The following is a 16,420-nucleotide window of genomic DNA, read 5'->3' on the forward strand; positions in this document are numbered from 1 at the left end:
GCGCAGCGAGCGGGGAATATCAAACGAAATGCGCCCTTCCCCGCCGTACAGCAAAAGCTGGTGCAACCGGATTGCGGGACAAACGTTGATGCCGCACTCGGCCGTCTCCGCAAGGACGCGCAGGCTCAGCCCCGAGGCCAGAGAGCAGCGGACGCAAGGCAGGATGACAAACTGATCGAAATGGCAACCTTTGGACATCATAAATCCTCGAAGAACCGCCGAAGGTTGATTGCAGGCAACTCGGCAACCGGAATATGCGACAGAACCAGTTTTCCTCACCATGACGTCAATTGCGTTGTCCCGAACGCGCGCTCAGTATTTGCGGATGGCGGCCGGGATCCTTATAGTTGCAAATTGGAGCACGCTTTCGACTGCGAGCGTGCAGAATCGTAGAGAAGGATACAGATGCCGGACGACAACTCGGATGCGGCGATACCTAGAATTGCACTCATTTCAACCCACGGCTACGTTGCAGCAAACCCGCCATTGGGTGCGGCCGACACCGGCGGACAGGTGGTCTATGTCCTGGAACTGGCCAAAAAGCTGGCCCAATTGGGCTATGCCGTCGATATCTGGACGCGGCGATTTGAAGACCAGCCTCCCGTCGATGAAGTGGCGGACGGAGTTCGTGTCCTGCGCGTCGGCTGTGGCGGACCCGATTTTATTCCAAAGGAATATCTCCACCGCCACCTCCTCGAATGGTGTGAAAACGCGCTGCGCCTGATTCGAAGGGAAAACCTCTCCTACGACTTCATCAACAGTCACTACTGGGATGCGGGCGTGGCGGGACAACGGCTGTCGGAAGCGCTCACTATCCCGCACATCCATACGCCGCATTCCCTCGGCATATGGAAGCAGCGCCAGATGAAGACGGACTACCCGGACAAGGCCGATACATTCGAGGCCGAGTTCAATTTCACCGAGCGCATAAAGCACGAGACGATCATCTATCGAAGCTGCGCGATGGTGATTGCAACAACGCCGCAGCAGGTGGATATGCTGGTCGAGGACTACAGTCTCGAGCGCGACCGGGTGCACATGATCCCGCCGGGTTACGACGACAACCGGTTCTTCCCTGTCAGCGAAGCTTCTCGCCGAATGATCCGCCATCGGCTCGGCTTCGAGGGGCGAACGATCCTGGCGCTCGGCCGGCTCGCCACCAACAAGGGCTACGACCTTTTGATCGATGCGTTTTCCGTGGTGGCGCCGCGTGTTCCAGATGCGGTGCTGAGGCTCGCTGTCGGCGGCGAGAACATGGACGAGCAGGAGCAGAAGATCCTGAACCAGCTCAAGGAACAGGTGGAACAGCTAGGCCTGCAGGATCGTGTCGTCTTCTCCGGCTATGTTGCCGACGAGGATCTGGCCGATACCTATCGGGCGGCGGACATGTTCGTCCTGTCGAGCCGCTACGAGCCGTTCGGCATGACCGCGATCGAGGCTATGGCCTGCGGAACGCCCACCGTGGTTACAATCCATGGCGGTCTCTATCGCGGGATCAGCTATGGCCGGCACGCGCTCTTCGGCGATCCCTTCGACAAGGAAGACCTCGGCATCACGATCGTCAAGCCTATGAAGCACTCGCGCCTCTATGGCCGACTGGGCCGCATGGGTGCGCACAAGGCGCGCAGCCTGTTCACCTGGACAGGTATCGCGCAACAGCTGGTCAGCCTCGTCGAAGGACGGCCGGTGTTGAAGGCGGTCGACGACCATGATTGGGACGAGCCGTGGAACGACGGCGATTGAGACCGATCGCGCTTTTATCGAGCGATCTCGACGGGACGCTGGCGGGCCATCCGCCGGCGACATCACGCTTTCGTTCCAAATGGGAAGCGCTCGACCCCGAGCACCGACCGCTTCTCGTCTACAACAGCGGTCGTCTGGCCGACGACATCTTGAACTTCGTCGACGATGTCGGCCTGCCGGCGCCGGACTACGTGATCGGGGGTGTCGGCACGATGCTCGCCGGTCCGCGTCACACCTCGCGCCTGGAGCACTTTGCCGAAAGGTTTTCGGAAGGCTGGTCCCTTGAAAAGGTCGATGCGGTGCTCGGATCGCTCAAAGACACCGTCCGGCAGCCCGACGTCTATCAGCACGCCTTCAAATCGAGTTGGTACCTGCACGACGCAAGTTCGGACGACCTTGCCGGCATCGAGCGCGCGCTGGACGAGGCCGGCCTCTCCGTGACGATGATCTATTCGAGCGGACGCGATCTCGACATCCTGCCGCGTTCAGCAGACAAGGGGCAGGCGCTGGCCTGGCTGTGCAATGAACTCGGCATCGGCCTGGATGAGGTGGTCGTCGCCGGCGACACCAACAACGATCGCAGTATGTTCGACCTGCCGGGCGCGCGTGGGATTGTCGTCGCTAACGCCCTTCCCGAACTGCGTGACATGGCACGGGACAACCCGCTGATTTACAATGCGAAGGAACAGTTTGCCCTGGGCGTCGTCGAAGGCCTCGTTCATTGGTTGGTGTTTGCGGATGCCCGATCCTAAACTGGAATATTGATCTCCTCATCAAGGCTTTAGCGCCCATACCGTCGCGTGTAGAACGCCGCCCGTTTCGGCGATGAGACGTGCGGATTGTATCGGCTCAAAACCGTTGATCCGCTTCGTGCCGGCCCAACGGCCGCGATCCGCGAAGACCTCGATCGATCCGTAGTCGAGGAATATACGCAGCCGTTTTGGACGGGCTCCCTTGGCGATGTAGTGAGGAGATTCTGCTGCGCCGTCGTCTCCATGACAGATGGCAAGTCCCTCGTCGTCGACGATGACGCCGAGGCGGACGGTTGGATGATGGAGTTTCAGGTGGAAATGAACACCCGGCTTTTCGAGCTCGAACAGGATTTCGACGGCGCCGTTGACAAAGGTTACCTGTTCTCCGGCTGCCAGGCGTGTTCGATCCAGAATGTGGCTCCGCAGGCTCTCGGCAGCACCGATCGGCGGGGTATGCAACTCGCCTGCTGACAGGAGGATATTGCGCGGCAATGTCATGGCTGTGGGGAAATCGATCGCCGGTCCGGTGTCGGCCCAGTTGGCAAGCCACCCTATGCCGACGATAGCATCACCGTCGACGAAGGCCTGGAAGGCGTAGTTATCCGTGCCGAAGTCCAGTTCCTGTTCGAATTCCTTGGTAAAGGTCCGACCATCGAACCAGCCGACAATGGCCATTGTCAGGTTCTTGCGCCGGGTGGACCGGTCCTCGCTATTCATCAGCCCGAGAATGAGAACCCAGCGCGTCGCGGGATCGGTCGCTGGCCCGTCGAGCGGCAGCAAACAGGGACATTCGATCGCCGTCGTCCGATAGTGTTTCTCGACCAGAAGCTTGCCGATATATGTCCAGCCGGTGGCGGCCGTATGGTCATGGGTTTCGTAAAGCAGGACAACGCCGCCTTCGTCGCTCTGGCTGCCCAGCAGCATTTTCCAAAGGCCATCCGGTCCCCTGAAGACGTAGGGGTCGCGAAAATCCGCCGTCAATCCCTCGTCAACTGGGCGGTATGGCAGGATGACGTCCGCGTTTCCCGCCATGATGAGATCGTTGGAGGTGGCCGTGAGTTGGATTTGCTGTTCCGGGATACGGTCCTGTACTTGCTCAGTGAAAAAGACGCGAATGCCCGGGCCATCGGCAAGCGGGATGGCTGAGCCGGAATACGCACCGCCTCGTCTGTCGGGCCTTGCGGTAAGATCTTCCGATGGGAACAGGAAGATAGGCATGTGACGCCACCGCAAATAATCGGAAGATACAGCGTGCCCCCAATGCATCGTGTTCCACCGAAGCCCATGGGAATAATGCTGATAAAAGAGATGCGGGCGACCTCCAAACCGGCCAAATCCGTTTGGATCGTTCATCCAGCCGAACGGAGGACGAAAATGATAGCTGTCGGGGACGTTCGGCGCGGCATTTCCAGGATTGGTGTGAAGAACCGTAATGCCTGTCTCCAGCACGTCGGCCAATGCGAACCAGTACGCAACCGATACCGAGGTTTGATCCGTGTCGTAATCCAGGTCGACACTGCCACCGCCGAAGACGTGAAAGATTCTGAATTCATATTCTTCGGCGTTCGCAACGCTCACCTCGCCGAACTTGCCACGGACATTGGAAAAAGACAGTGAGCCCTGGGTGCCCGGCTTGGTCGCCTTAAGCCAGATATGGAACGTGGCGTTGACTGGCAGGTCGGCATGCAGGCTTCGAATGGTATCCCCTCCCGCAGTCCTTACCTGGCTGTCACTCATAGAGATGGCTCCGTTCTGTGTGGCGCTCCTGGACAGGTCAAACCGGGTTCTCGACCTGGAAATACGTTCCAGGAGGTTAAAGCCGGATTCTCACTTTAGCAAAGCCATTCCCCGGATCGACAGTCTTCGACTTCAATCGCCGTACGGATCGCCGCCAGCATCAGTCTCAGCCCCTTGCCGCAAGGCACTGAAATATCAAACAAATGCGCCCTTCCAATTGCGGGTCCATAAGCCGGCATTTTACGAGAACGACAGGGTGTCCCCTTTTCATCCAATGACAGTCGTTCGGCTTGTGGGTGGGATTCTGCGCTATGACCACATTCTCTGCCGCCTGCATTGAGAAGTCACACAAGACTATCCTGCCGGGGCACTGCGACGACCATTTTCCTGAACGCCAAGGCGACCGTTGGCGCCGCTATCGTTAGTAAGGCGACAGCCAACAACGTCGCCGAGATGGAAGATCAGCATGTCGCCGCGCGACACCGACAGAGTTTGGCGCAACGCACTGGCACGACAATGAGCAGATCCTTGTCATGGTATCGGGCATGTGTAAGCTCACCGTTGACGGCAAGATCTTCGACGCACATCCGGGCGACCTCGTTTTCTTTCCCGCCGGCTCGCGCCATTGCGCGATCGGCACCGGGCCGGAAGGCTGCGTCTGCTACGAAATCTTCGCGCCCGCCCGTCCGGACCAACTGCCAGGTTGGATCGGACCGTCGGTCCTGCGCTATGACTAAAGCTGAATTTTAGGAGAATCTCATGGCCATCGGTCCTGACACCAAAGGGGTCTACACCATTGCCCCGACGCCGTTCGAGGCGGATGGCAAGATCGACTGGGAATCACTTGATTCGATGGTCGATTTTTACGAGCGCTGCGGCGTCGATGGGATGACAATCCTCGGCATCATGGGCGAGGCCCCAAAGCTCGACGCCGGCGAATCGCTCGAGATCGTCAAGCGTATCGTGGCGCGCACTAAGCTGCCGGTCATCGTCGGCGTCTCTGCCCCTGGCTTTGCCGCCATGCGCAGCCTTGCGCGCGCCTCGATGGAGGTTGGCGCGCAAGGCGTGATGATTGCGCCGCCGCCAGCGCTGCGCACCGACGACCAGATCGTCACCTATTTCCGCAACGCATCCGAGGCAGTCGGCGAGGATGTTCCTTTCGTCCTGCAGGATTATCCGCTGACCCTCTCGGTTGTCATGACGCCGGCCGTCATCCGCCGCATCGTCACCGACAACCCGGCCTGCTTCATGCTCAAGCACGAGGACTGGCCGGGCCTGGAGAAGATCAGTGCGCTGCGCGGCTTCCAGAAGGACGGCTCGCTGCGGGCGCTGTCCATCCTCACCGGTAATGGCGGCCTCTTCCTCGACTTCGAGATGGAGCGCGGCGCCGACGGTGCGATGACTGGCTATGCCTTCCCCGATATGCTGGTCGACGTGGTGAAACTGTCTGCCGCCGGCGAGCGCGACAAGGCGCACGATCTTTTCGACGCCCACCTGCCCTATCTGCGCTATGAGCAGCAACCCGGTGTGGGACTTGCGGTACGCAAATATGTGATGATGAAGCGCGGTGCCATCGCGTCCGACGCCCAGCGCAAGCCGGGCAGTGCGTTGTCGGCGGCGGCCAGACAAGAGGTCGACTACCTGCTTTCGCGGCTGGAAAGTCGTGTCTAGCTTTCGTCTTCAGCTTTTCGACTTTTGATCGCGGATGTGAGTCTTGACCGAGGGCGGATTGACGCCGGGTCCGGTCGGCGAACGGGCCAACGGGCGCGAGTGGCGGCCTGCAGCCACTGCATGAACGAGTTCCAGTTGAGCGGCCGATGCGCGAAGCCCGTGTTTGGCGACGTGACGGAATTTGACCGAGGCGCGAATTCCCAAGCTTTAACTCGCGGTACCTTCTGACGTATCGTGCATGTGGAGGAATCATGGCGATCGAGAGGCGATGACGATACGACAGCGTCTGTTGGCTATTCTCATCACGGGCATTGGCGGCACCGCGGCGGCGGCCGCCTCGTTTGCGATGGCGGTTTACGACGCGGCCAACCCGGAGGGTGTTACCGTCGTAGCCGCCAGCGAGCCGGTGGACACCGGTCGCTGGATCGTCACGGTTCGTGAGGCGCGGGCCGGCCCGATCCCGCCAACCGGTATCGAGCCGCCGGAGCCGAAGACCTTCGTGATGGTCGAATTCGACGCCGACAACCGCTCGGCGGAAACCAACAACGTTCTCACGAGATTGCTCGCCATCGATCCGCCGGTCCCGAACCTGCCCGATCCGATCGTCTATCTGGCGCGGGACGGCTGGGTCGCGGGCGGCATCAACCCCGGCATGCCGGAACGGATGATCGCGGCCTGGGAATGGCCGCCCGCCCTCCCCCCACCGCGCACGCTGCGGCTTCTGATCGGCAGTCAGATCTACAAGCGCCGCGATAATCTCTACGGCGCTTCCGGATGGTTCGACCTCGACCCGGTCGCCGCCGTCGAACTGTCCGTTTCACCGGCCGCAGCGGAAGCGACGCAATGATCGGCTCCATCAAGGGGCCGGCGGCGGTGCTGCTGGCTGCGGCAATGCTCTACGGGATGCAGCGCACGACACCCCTTTACAGCGACATCACCTCGCCCGTTCCTGTGACCGGCAGGCAGGGCGAAAGGGTGGACACGAGCGCCTTCGCCATCGGCGTCGCCAATGTCCATCTGGCACGGGAGGTCACGGCGTCGAGCTTCGGCCGCGACCGCACCTATACCACCTCCGGCGTCTGGGTGATCATCGAAGCCGCAGCCGCGGCCAAGCAGGAAAGCCTGTCCCTGACATCCGCCAAGTGGCTCGGCCCGAACGGCGTGCGCCACGCGCTTAGTCAGCGCTTGTCGAGCATGCCGGGTATGCCGGGAACGGAGCGGCTGGAACCGGGCATCCCGAGGCCGATGCTGATGGCGTTCGAGGTTCCGGAAAGCCAGCTCTCCGGCGCCACCCTGCTGATCGCCCGCTCCGCCGTGACGCCGCTCGCGGAGGAAGCGTGGATCAAGATTACGGACGTGCGGGCGCAGAACATCCGGTCGACCGTGAAGCTCGGCCGGGGCAACCGGAGTCAGCCCTGGACGCTGGAGGCCCAATGACGGCGACCGCTGCGAATGCCGGCGAACGCCGCCGCTACTGGTTCAGCATTGCGGCGCTGGCGGTCGTCCTGCCGGCCGCGATCCTGGTGCACACAGGGGACACGATTCGGGAGTGGCTGCGCGACATGCGCGATCCCATCGCCGTCGAAAGCGGGGCCTTGCAGCGTTATGCCGGGGCGGACTGGCGGCTGACCGGGCTTGCCCGCCTGCCCGGATCCCTTCCCAAGACGGCCGTCGTCCTCGCCGAATTCGAGGCGACCGTCGACGATCCGGCGCAGCTTGCGGAAAATCGGTGCCAGGTCGCCCTGACGGACGATCGGGGCCGCCGCTGGCAGCCGGCCTTCCTGCCCGAGAGCGCGGTGCACAAGGCGAAGCCGGCAGCCGCGGACAAACCGCATTGCGGCCTGTTCGAGGGGACCAGCACCGGCGATACGATCATGATGGCCGAGAGCTTCGTCGTTCCAGAAGACGCGAAGAGCCTCGCGCTTTCCGTATCCCTCTCCGGGGCCTTGCCCGCCTATCTGCTCTTCAGGTAGCAACCGGCCGCGTCCGCGTCGCCACCGCGTGTTCGAGCACCGCCGCCAGGAGGGCGATGCGCACGGCGTCGAGCAGGATGCCGCCGTCGAGATCGCTCGGGCTGCCGATGAACACGCTCATGACGCCGACAACAACCTGCCAGGTGGAGAGATCGTAGGGGCCGAGCGTGCGCGTCGCCCCGTACCACAGCCAGGCGCCGAGCCAGTTGAGCGCGCGATAGGTGACGATGAAGGTGATGAGCGTCGCAAGCCCAGCGCTGAGCGTCAGCGTCAGGCAGGTCCAGACCGGCCGGTAGCGCGCGCGGTAACCGCCGACGAAATGGGCGGCGAAATCACGCAGCCATATCCGCCAGGTCGTGGCGCGCGAGGGCGCGGCGGGCGCGGGCGCGGTTGCGGGCGACAGATCGTAGCCGTTGATGATCGCTGCCATGACCAGCCAGATCATCGGCAGGAGTGCGTAGAAGAAGAGGTTCTGCGCCTGCTCGAAGACACTCGGCTGTCGGAACTCGACCGGCGTGAAGCCTTCTGCCGCGTGGGCCGTCATCGACAATGACGGCAGGCTCATGCTCAGCTCCTCCAGCAACGAGCCCGCCCCGAGCCACCTGATGAAGTCGTCCTTCCAGATATCGAGGGCGTAGAGGCCGATGAATATCCCGCTTGCGTCCGCCGCCACGATCACGAGGCGCCACCAGGGCGCTTGCGAGCGGTCGTTCATACGCTTGGCCGCCCAGCGGATCGCCCAGCAGGCGACAATCGAGGCGATCAGGCCGCGCGACTGCAAGAGCTCGAAGATCTGGAGCTTCTCGCCGAATGCCACGCGGTCGAGCGCCAGCCGCGAATACTCCCGCACCGTGTCGCCGAGAAAGCCCCACGCTGCGTAATAGGCGAAGAAAGGCAGAATCACCGCCGCCGTGACCGCCAGCATATGGTCCCCGCCCCTCAGCCAGCCCGCGCCCTTCGCCGTGCCGGCCGGCGCCCGCCGCAGCGCGGCCAAGGCAGGCAGACCCGACCGCAACACAGCGAACATCGTCACCACGACCAGCAGTTTCGCCAGCACCACGAGCGAGAGCATGAGCATCCCGCCCAGCGGGTGCTGAAAGCCCACCGTCACCGCCGCCTCCAGCAGAAGGTCGCGCGCGATATACCCGATGGCGCCGACGAGAAGGAGTTGTGGCCAGTAGCGGGCGAGAAGGCAGGCCGTCAGCGCGAGCGGCCGGACGATGTCCTCGATCATGGTCGTCATGGCCTATGCTTAGCGGGGTGAAAGCGGCCTCTCAACGCGCGGCCCGTTCAGATTTCGACATCCGCTTTCATAAACCGTGTGACGAAGGAGACGCCTTAAGTGGGCCGGATTCGGCGGCGGTCGAGAACAGTGCGAAAAGGCAGTCCGCGCGGGCTGCCGGCCGACGCTCGATATCCAATGTGGGCATTTCTCGAGAAAACCGGTTGCAATACAGGATCGGTTGTGCGAAAAAACATAACCGATTGCATTTCGCAATCAGTCATTCGGAAGGAGTTTAGCATGACCAAACTTCGCGTTGGCAATTTCAGCCTGTCACTCGATGGCTACGGTGCCGGTCCCGACCAGAGCCCCGACAATCCGCTGGGCGTCGGCGGCGAGGCCCTGCACGATTGGTTTATCCCGACCCGCACATTTCAGCGGGTGCACGGAAAAAAAGACGGCACGGCAGGTGTCGACGACGAGTTCGCGGCGCGCGCTCACAGGAATGTCGGCGCGTGGATCATGGGCCGAAACATGTTCGGGCCGATTCGCGGATCTTGGCCCGACGAAAATTGGAAGGGATGGTGGGGTGACAATCCGCCCTTCCACTGCCCCGTCTTCGTGCTGACCCACCATGAACGCGCGCCGATCACCATGGAGGGCGGCACAACCTTCCACTTCGTAACCGACGGCATCGAAGCAGCGCTGGAGCGCACGGTCCAGGCCGCCAACGGTAAGGATGTGCTGATCGGCGGGGGAGTGGCGACTGTCCGGCAATATCTGCGCGCCGGGCTTATCGACGAGATGCACCTTGCGATCTCCCCGCTGCTTCTCGGCTCTGGCGAACACCTCTTCGCCGATATCGATACCACCAGCCTCGGCTATCGCTGCACCGACCACGTTCCCACGCATAACGCCACCCATGTCGTGCTGACCAAATAGGAGCGGAAAGCGGTCAAGCTGGAAGCGCCGAGCATTGGTCAAACGCTCGGCGGCATGCTGACTTCAAACCTGCTGTCGGCTCAGCTTATGAGCGAATGTTTCAGCTGGTTGATGGGGCATTGATCGCAAATTGCGCGGCGAAAGCCCGGATATAAGCGGGCCGAGCTTCCCCGCGAGCTACATAGGCAGCCAAGTTTTGATATTCGTCCAAAATGCCTGACATTCTTAGTCGCAGCAGCACTGATACCATCAATAAATCGCCGGCGCTGAACGCATCATCGAGCCAGTCGGCGACGCCTAAGTGAGCCGAGAGTTTGTCCAGCCGAGCGCGAACACGATCCTTTACCAACGGCAAGCGCTCCTCGCTCCAAGACTTGTCACCTTCGAATATTTTTGCCGTCGTTAATTCGAGGATGGGCGGCTCGACGGTGTTAAGTGCGGCAAACATCCACGTGATCGCCCGCGCCCGCGCATCGCGATCCTTCGGCAGCAGGCCCGCATGCTGCTCAGCAAGATGAAAGACGATCGAGCCAGTCTCGAACAGCGAGAGAGAACCTTCCTCATAGGTGGGGATCTGGCCGAAGGGATGGATGGCCAGATGGCCAGGCGCCTTCATCTCTGCGAAGGAAACAAGACGAACCTCATAGGGCTGACCGACTTCTTCGAGCGCCCAGCGAACGCGCGTATCGCGCGCCAGTCCCTTGCCGCCATCGGGCGATCGTTCAAATGCTGTGATAGTGATTGTCATCGCATCCGTTTCCTCGCTTGGGCGAATTTCTTCGGCTTCCTATCGTGAACGACGAATGAGTCTCCCGGAAATCGACATCGGTCTTGAACTATTTTCATCGCTGGGCGCAGATCGCGAATGCCCGCTTCCGATCAAAGGGCGTGATAGCGCGGTGGCCAATTCCGCAAGGCCGCGCGTAGGGCTGCCTTGTTCCATTGTCCGCTTTTTGCGAGCTTGCACCCTGACGACCGAGGACCTTCCACCAATTTCGGTCAATCCTGATTTATGGGTTCACGTCCTAGTCGGCCGCGGGAAGACGCGACCGCTCAGTATCTGAACGTCGGCTCCAGCAACGGATCGCCGGCTTCCTAATCGGCCACTTGCGAGGAGCTGAATTACCGTCTGGACGATGCGTTACGCACCTGACCGTCCAGCATCACGGCTTGTATCGCGATATGCATCGCAACCCCTCCACAGCCTGGCTTAGGCTATAAAGGTAAGGAACTGAAATTGTTCGATACTTATGGTGCGGTCGAGAAGACTCGAACTTCCACGGGTTGCCCCACAGCGACCTCAACGCTGCGCGTCTACCAATTCCGCCACGACCGCACGTGGTAGGAGCCGGAACGAACCGGCTCGCGGCGTGTAGCAAATCGTTTCCGGCGAAACAAGGGCGCGTCGCGCAATAATTGCCGGGGATTCGGCATAACCCTCCAAAGGGTTGGAACACGCTCGGAACTGGACGTTTCGGCCGATTGCCGCCATATGTGAAAGCGACACGAGATACGCCATGACAGAACGCAGCCAGATCGCCACGTCGTTCCTGCCCCTGCCCGGTTCGGCGCCGGTCGAATGGCGGATCGAACCCGGCCTCACCGCCTATCCGGAGGCGCTTGCCGTGATGGAGGCGCGTGCCGAAGCGATCCGAAGCGGCGCCGCCGGCGAGATGGTCTGGCTGGTCGAGCACCCGCCGCTCTACACGGCCGGCACCAGCGCCCGCATCGAAGACCTGATCGAGCCGGACCGTTTCCCGGTGTTCGCGGCCGGACGCGGCGGCGAGTACACCTATCATGGGCCAGGCCAGCGGGTCGCTTATGTGATGCTCGACCTGAAGCGGCGGCGCGAGGATGTCCGCGCCTTCGTCGCCGCACTTGAACAATGGATCATCGGCACGCTCGCCGCCTTCAACGTGCGCGGCGAACGGCGCGAGGATCGTGTCGGCGTCTGGGTGGCGCGGCCGGATCGCCCCACCCTGGCCGACGGGTCGCTCGCCGAGGACAAGATCGCCGCCATCGGCATCAGACTGAGGCGCTGGGTGAGCTTTCACGGTATCGCCATCAATGTCGATCCGGATCTCAGCCACTTCAGCGGCATCGTGCCGTGCGGCGTGCAGGATCACGGCGTCACCAGTCTCGTCGATCTCGGCCTGCCCGTAGGGATGGCCGACCTCGACCTCGCGCTGAAATTCGCCTTCGAGGACGTCTTCGGACCCGCGGCACCTTTGCTTACCGAAACGGCCCGCAAGGCTGGCTGAACCTCATCTGGGCCAGCAGCTCGAATTAGCTGCGCGGATACAGACCAGGCCCGTAGTCATGGATGGCGAAGACCGCCAGTGGCGTACCGGTCATCCGGCTTCAGCCCATGCGCGGCTTCACCGCCCTACCCATCGTCCTCACATCGCTCCGATCCAGATCGCCATGGAAATGAGAAACGTGCTCATGCACACCAGCGACACGACATCCTGAACAAGACCAGTCATAACTCTCTCCTGTTTTCAGTATGTTCGTATTTTGTTCTAATTTTGTTCGATTGTCAACGACCACAATCCGAGCCTGCCGGGAAATTCCGGGCGATCGGTTCGGCACGGTTAAGGAAAGGTTGAGGGGCGGATTTCCGCCATTTCGGCGCCGGCTGCGCGTGGAGAAAAGGTGGCCAGACGGCATGCCGATGATCAGCCTGTGTATCGAGATTCAGGCCAGGCTGTGTCGGAGTCGAAGACGGGCGCGAAGCGACCAGACTGGATGGTCCCGAGAACCGGCGGACATCGGGTCCGTGAGTATCGGAAGCGCAGGAAACCGCCATTCGGAGGCCGGCCTCACCTGAGATATCGATACACCTAAAGCGGGACCACCTTGCCGTCGGCCAGCGTGACGCGACGGTCCATGCGCGAGGCAAGCTCGTGATTATGGGTCGCGATCAGCGCCGCAAGGCCCGATTGCCGGACCAGCGCACCCAATGCCTCGAACACATAGGAGGCGGTGACCGGGTCGAGGTTGCCGGTCGGCTCGTCGGCAAGCAACACCAGTGGCGCGTTGGCGACGGCGCGCGCGATGGCGACGCGCTGCTGCTCGCCGCCGGACAATTCGGACGGCCGGTGCTGCGCGCGCTTGCCGATCTGCATGTAGTCGAGCAGTTGCGCCGAACGTTCGGCAGCCTCCTGGCGCGTCAGCCCTTTTATCAGCTGCGGCATCATGATGTTTTCCAGCGCCGTGAACTCCGGCAGCAGGTGATGGAACTGATAGACGAAGCCGACATCGTTGCGGCGGATCGCCGTGCGTTCGTCGTCGGAAAGCCGGCCGCAGGCGCGGCCGGCCAGGATCACGTCGCCGGCGTCCGGCCGCTCCAGCAGCCCAGCGGTGTGCAGCAGCGTCGATTTGCCGGTTCCCGAAGGCGCCACCAGCGCCACGATCTCGCCGCGCTTCAGCGAAAAATCGGCGCCTTTGAGAATGGTGAGCTTGCGCGGCCCCTGGACATAGTGCCGCTCGACGCTCTTCAGCTCGATAATGGCCTCGGTCATTCGTACCTCAGCGCTTCGACCGGATCGAGCCTGGCCGCGCGCCATGCCGGAAACAGCGTCGCTAGGAACGACAGCACCAGTGCCATCAGAACGACCGAGATCGTCTCGCTGGCGTCCATGCGGGCGGGCAGCTGGCTCAGGAAATAGAGCTCGGGATTGAACAGCCTCTCGCCGGCCAGCCAGGAGAAGAACTGGCGGATGCGCTCGACGTTCAGGCAGATGACGACGCCAAGGAGGACGCCGGCGAGGGTGCCCACCACGCCGATCGCCGCGCCCGTCATCAGGAAGATGCGCAGGATCGCGCCGCGCGTGGCGCCCATCGTGCGCAGGATGGCGATGTCGTGGCCCTTGTCCTTCACCAGCATGATCAGGCCCGAAATGATGTTGAGCGCCGCCACCAGCACGATCAGCGTCAGGATCATGAACATGACGTTGCGTTCCACTTGCAGCGCATCGAAGAATGTCCTGTTGCGCTCTCGCCAGTCGACCATGGTGATTGGCCGCTGGGCGGCCTCCTCGACCTTCGACTTCAGCGCGTCGACGTTATCGGGATTGTCGACATAGATCTCGATCGTCTGGGCCCGGCCGTCCATGTTGAAATAGAGCTGCGCTTCCGAGAACGGCATGTAGACGATGGAGCTGTCATATTCCGACATGCCGACTTCGAAGATCGCCGTGATCGGGTAGCCCTTCATGCGCGGCGTCGTGCCGAGCGGCGTCACATCGCCCTCGGGCGCGATCAGCGTGATGGTGTCGCCGAGCACGAGACCGAGATTCTCGGCCATGCGGCTGCCGATGGCGACGCCCTCGCTTGCGTCGAAGCCGGCGATCGAGCCCTGCTTGATATTGGTTGCGACGATCGAGATCTTGCCCAGATCCTCGCCGCGTATGCCGCGCACCAGCGCCCCTGACCCGCCGCCGACATTGCCTTGCGCCAGCACCTGCCCGTCGATCAGCGGAATGGCGTATTTGACACCGGGCACGCCGTTGATGCGGCCGGCAACCTGCGCATAGTCCTCAAGCGGCATATCGAGCGGCTGCACGATCAGATGGCCGTTGACGCCGAGGATGCGCGTCAGCAGCTCGGCGCGAAACCCGTTCATGACAGCCATCACGACGATCAGCGTGGCGACGCCCAGCATGATGCCGAGAAAGGAGATCGACGCGATGACGGAGATCACCGTCTCCTTGCGGCGCGAACGCAGATAGCGCCACGCGACCATGCGTTCGAAGACGGAAAAAGGTCCGGCGGCCAGGGGTTTCGCTGCGGCCGGTTCGCTCATGCCGCAACACCGAAGCGTTTCTTCACGTCCGCGATCGGCAGCGTTTCGCGCTCGCCGGTCTTGCGATTCTTGATCTCGATCTCGCCGGCGGCCACGCCGCGCGGCCCGACGATCACCTGCCATGGCAGTCCGATCAGGTCGGCGGTGGCGAACTTGCCGCCCGGCCGCTGGTCGGTGTCGTCGTAAAGCACGTCCTTGCCGGCAGCGGCAAACGCGGCATAAAGGTCGTCGCAGACACGGTCGCACTCGGCGTCGCCGACCTTCATGTTGATCAGACTGATGTCGAAAGGCGCCACCGCCTCCGGCCAGATGATGCCGTTGTCGTCATGGCTGGCCTCGATGATCGCCGCGACCAGCCGTGTCGGGCCAATGCCGTAGGAGCCCCCCGAGACGAAATGATCCTTGCCGTCGGGCCCGGTCACCTTGGCGCCCATCGGCTTCGAATATTTGTCGCCGAAATGGAAGATATGGCCGACCTCGATGCCGCGCGCCGAGATCCTGTCGCTTGTCGCAACCTTTTCCCACGCCGCCTCGTCATGCATCTCGTCGGTGGCGGCATAGGGTGCCGTCCATTTCTTGACGATATCACCGATCTCGGCGTCATCGGAGAAATCCGTGTCTTCGCCCGGCACCGCCAGCGCAAGGTAATCGCGATGGCAAAACACCTGGCTCTCGCCGGTGTCGGCCAGGATGATGAATTCGTGGCTGAGGTCGCCGCCGATCGGCCCGGTGTCGGCCCGCATCGGGATCGCCTGCAGCCCCATGCGCGTGAACGTCCGGAGATAGGATACGAACATGCGGTTGTAGGCCGCCTTGGCGTTTTCAAAGTCGAGGTCGAAGGAATAGGCGTCCTTCATCAGGAACTCGCGCGAACGCATGACGCCGAACCGCGGCCGCACCTCGTCGCGGAATTTCCACTGGATGTGATAGAGGTTGAGCGGCAGATCCTTATAGGACTTCACATAGGCGCGGAAAATCTCGGTGACCATTTCCTCGTTGGTCGGCCCGTAGAGCATGTCGCGATCTTGCCGGTCCTTGATGCGCAGCATCTCCTTGCCATAGTCGTCATAGCGGCCGCTTTCGCGCCACAGCTCGGCGGACTGGATGGTCGGCATCAGGATCTCGAGCGCGCCGGCCCGGTTCTGCTCTTCGCGAATGATCCGGCAGACCTTGTCCAGCACCCTTTTGCCGAGCGGCAGCCAGGAAAAACTGCCTTGCCCCTGCTGGCGGATCATGCCGGCGCGCAGCATCAGCCGGTGCGAGACGATTTCGGCCTCGCGCGGATTTTCTTTGAGGATAGGCAGGAAGTAGCGCGACAAACGCATGGACTGGTCCGTAAGTGAGGATTGCCGCACCGGAATCGGCGCAGCGCTGGCTTGCTTGCCCCGGCTTCATAGCCATTTCATGACGGAATGGAAACCCGCCCCCCAGGCGCCCGCAAAGGTGTCGCAGTGCCGCATCCGCCTGGCTGGTCGTTTCGCAAGCAACGCCTGCCATACTATTGTGCACTGCAGCACGAGATTGCTTATTTCCAGGCAAAATTCTGCGTGACATTTTCATCCGCCTTGGGCTA

Annotated in this window: 14 protein-coding genes, 1 tRNA gene and 2 pseudogenes; 9 read left to right on the forward strand and 8 right to left on the reverse strand. The window is 62.0% G+C overall.

Translation table 11 applies throughout. The features are described 5' to 3' along the window. Positions 1–81 precede the first annotated feature (81 nt). Positions 82–198, reverse strand: a pseudogene (locus E5X88_RS01665) (IS6 family transposase); the annotation flags it as partial. Positions 199–405: 207 nt separating this feature from the next. Between E5X88_RS01665 and E5X88_RS01670 the strand changes: the two are divergent. Further along, positions 406–1,743 (forward strand): glycosyltransferase family 1 protein, encoded by a 1,338-nt coding sequence (locus E5X88_RS01670; RefSeq protein WP_292157538.1) that lies wholly within the window; start codon positions 406–408, stop codon positions 1,741–1,743. Further along, positions 1,725–2,495, forward strand: a complete 771-nt coding sequence (locus tag E5X88_RS01675; protein ID WP_366664786.1) for an HAD-IIB family hydrolase — start codon at positions 1,725–1,727, stop codon at positions 2,493–2,495. The genes E5X88_RS01670 and E5X88_RS01675 overlap by 19 nt, the downstream gene beginning before the upstream one ends. A gap of 21 nt (positions 2,496–2,516) precedes the next feature. Here the strand turns inward: E5X88_RS01675 and E5X88_RS01680 are convergent, their stop codons facing one another. Further along, positions 2,517–4,232 (reverse strand): GH32 C-terminal domain-containing protein, encoded by a 1,716-nt coding sequence (locus E5X88_RS01680; protein ID WP_292157542.1) that lies wholly within the window; start codon positions 4,230–4,232, stop codon positions 2,517–2,519. Positions 4,233–4,732: 500 nt separating this feature from the next. Here E5X88_RS01680 and E5X88_RS01685 point away from each other — a divergent pair. From E5X88_RS01685 to E5X88_RS01705, 5 genes and pseudogenes are all read left to right on the forward strand, one after another. Then, positions 4,733–4,969, forward strand: a pseudogene (locus tag E5X88_RS01685) (cupin domain-containing protein); the annotation flags it as partial. 22 nt (positions 4,970–4,991) lie between these two features. Further along, positions 4,992–5,903: a dihydrodipicolinate synthase family protein gene (locus E5X88_RS01690; RefSeq protein ID WP_292157544.1), complete on the forward strand. Its 912-nt coding sequence runs from the start codon at positions 4,992–4,994 to the stop codon at positions 5,901–5,903. Between the two features lie 268 nt (positions 5,904–6,171). Beyond that, entirely contained in the window at positions 6,172–6,750 is a 579-nt protein-coding gene (locus E5X88_RS01695; RefSeq protein WP_292157546.1) for a hypothetical protein, read from the forward strand. Continuing rightward, the gene (locus E5X88_RS01700; RefSeq protein ID WP_292157548.1) at positions 6,747–7,340 is read left to right on the forward strand and encodes a hypothetical protein; all 594 of its coding nucleotides are present in this window, start codon (positions 6,747–6,749) and stop codon (positions 7,338–7,340) included. The genes E5X88_RS01695 and E5X88_RS01700 overlap by 4 nt, the downstream gene beginning before the upstream one ends. After that, positions 7,337–7,876, forward strand: a complete 540-nt coding sequence (locus E5X88_RS01705; RefSeq protein ID WP_292157550.1) for a hypothetical protein — start codon at positions 7,337–7,339, stop codon at positions 7,874–7,876. The genes E5X88_RS01700 and E5X88_RS01705 overlap by 4 nt, the downstream gene beginning before the upstream one ends. On the opposite strand, the gene E5X88_RS01710 is transcribed toward E5X88_RS01705, so the two are convergent. Continuing rightward, positions 7,869–9,110, reverse strand: a complete 1,242-nt coding sequence (locus tag E5X88_RS01710; protein WP_292157656.1) for a hypothetical protein — start codon at positions 9,108–9,110, stop codon at positions 7,869–7,871. The two genes, E5X88_RS01705 and E5X88_RS01710, sit on opposite strands and share 8 nt — an antisense overlap. 288 nt (positions 9,111–9,398) lie before the next feature. On the opposite strand from E5X88_RS01710, the gene E5X88_RS01715 reads away from it, so the two are divergent. Then, on the forward strand, positions 9,399–10,040 hold the full coding sequence (locus E5X88_RS01715; RefSeq protein ID WP_292157552.1) for a dihydrofolate reductase family protein: 642 nt from the start codon (positions 9,399–9,401) through the stop codon (positions 10,038–10,040). A gap of 100 nt (positions 10,041–10,140) precedes the next feature. On the opposite strand, the gene E5X88_RS01720 is transcribed toward E5X88_RS01715, so the two are convergent. Together E5X88_RS01720 and E5X88_RS01725 are read right to left on the reverse strand one after the other, a co-directional pair. Then, positions 10,141–10,788 carry a glutathione S-transferase family protein gene (locus tag E5X88_RS01720; protein WP_292157554.1) on the reverse strand — a complete coding sequence of 216 codons (648 nt, stop codon included), beginning with the start codon at positions 10,786–10,788 and terminating at the stop codon, positions 10,141–10,143. 503 nt (positions 10,789–11,291) lie between these two features. Continuing rightward, positions 11,292–11,376, reverse strand: a tRNA-Leu gene (locus tag E5X88_RS01725). 181 nt (positions 11,377–11,557) lie between these two features. Here E5X88_RS01725 and lipB point away from each other — a divergent pair. Continuing rightward, positions 11,558–12,301 carry a lipoyl(octanoyl) transferase LipB gene (gene lipB / locus E5X88_RS01730; protein WP_292157557.1) on the forward strand — a complete coding sequence of 248 codons (744 nt, stop codon included), beginning with the start codon at positions 11,558–11,560 and terminating at the stop codon, positions 12,299–12,301. A gap of 582 nt (positions 12,302–12,883) precedes the next feature. Here the strand turns inward: lipB and E5X88_RS01735 are convergent. The 3 genes from E5X88_RS01735 to proS are packed head-to-tail and all read right to left on the reverse strand — an operon-like array spanning position 12,884 to position 16,172. Then, entirely contained in the window at positions 12,884–13,564 is a 681-nt protein-coding gene (locus E5X88_RS01735) for an ABC transporter ATP-binding protein (RefSeq protein ID WP_292157559.1), read from the reverse strand. Continuing rightward, positions 13,561–14,847: a lipoprotein-releasing ABC transporter permease subunit gene (locus E5X88_RS01740; RefSeq protein WP_292157561.1), complete on the reverse strand. Its 1,287-nt coding sequence runs from the start codon at positions 14,845–14,847 to the stop codon at positions 13,561–13,563. Before E5X88_RS01740 ends, E5X88_RS01735 begins: the two co-directional genes overlap by 4 nt. Beyond that, complete coding sequence (proS, locus tag E5X88_RS01745) at positions 14,844–16,172, reverse strand: proline--tRNA ligase (protein ID WP_292157563.1); 1,329 nt, start codon at positions 16,170–16,172, stop codon at positions 14,844–14,846. The genes E5X88_RS01740 and proS overlap by 4 nt, the downstream gene beginning before the upstream one ends. Positions 16,173–16,420: the final 248 nt, after the last annotated feature.

The organism is Mesorhizobium sp., from assembly GCF_004962245.1.
Taxonomy (GTDB): domain Bacteria; phylum Pseudomonadota; class Alphaproteobacteria; order Rhizobiales; family Rhizobiaceae; genus Mesorhizobium.

What these genes read in the sequence shown, in the direction of transcription:
- E5X88_RS01670 (WP_292157538.1), top strand. Translation starts at nt 406, where the DNA reads ATGCCGGACGACAACTCGGATGCGGCGATACCTAGAATTGCACTCATT.
- E5X88_RS01715 (WP_292157552.1), top strand. Translation starts at nt 9,399, where the DNA reads ATGACCAAACTTCGCGTTGGCAATTTCAGCCTGTCACTCGATGGCTAC.
- E5X88_RS01720 (WP_292157554.1), bottom strand. Translation starts at nt 10,788, where the DNA reads ATGACAATCACTATCACAGCATTTGAACGATCGCCCGATGGCGGCAAG.
- E5X88_RS01735 (WP_292157559.1), bottom strand. Translation starts at nt 13,564, where the DNA reads ATGACCGAGGCCATTATCGAGCTGAAGAGCGTCGAGCGGCACTATGTC.
- proS (WP_292157563.1), bottom strand. Translation starts at nt 16,172, where the DNA reads ATGCGTTTGTCGCGCTACTTCCTGCCTATCCTCAAAGAAAATCCGCGC.
- E5X88_RS01680 (WP_292157542.1), bottom strand. Translation starts at nt 4,232, where the DNA reads ATGAGTGACAGCCAGGTAAGGACTGCGGGAGGGGATACCATTCGAAGC.
- E5X88_RS01700 (WP_292157548.1), top strand. Translation starts at nt 6,747, where the DNA reads ATGATCGGCTCCATCAAGGGGCCGGCGGCGGTGCTGCTGGCTGCGGCA.
- E5X88_RS01690 (WP_292157544.1), top strand. Translation starts at nt 4,992, where the DNA reads ATGGCCATCGGTCCTGACACCAAAGGGGTCTACACCATTGCCCCGACG.
- lipB (WP_292157557.1), top strand. Translation starts at nt 11,558, where the DNA reads ATGACAGAACGCAGCCAGATCGCCACGTCGTTCCTGCCCCTGCCCGGT.
- E5X88_RS01705 (WP_292157550.1), top strand. Translation starts at nt 7,337, where the DNA reads ATGACGGCGACCGCTGCGAATGCCGGCGAACGCCGCCGCTACTGGTTC.
- E5X88_RS01740 (WP_292157561.1), bottom strand. Translation starts at nt 14,847, where the DNA reads ATGAGCGAACCGGCCGCAGCGAAACCCCTGGCCGCCGGACCTTTTTCC.
- E5X88_RS01710 (WP_292157656.1), bottom strand. Translation starts at nt 9,110, where the DNA reads ATGATCGAGGACATCGTCCGGCCGCTCGCGCTGACGGCCTGCCTTCTC.
- E5X88_RS01695 (WP_292157546.1), top strand. Translation starts at nt 6,172, where the DNA reads ATGACGATACGACAGCGTCTGTTGGCTATTCTCATCACGGGCATTGGC.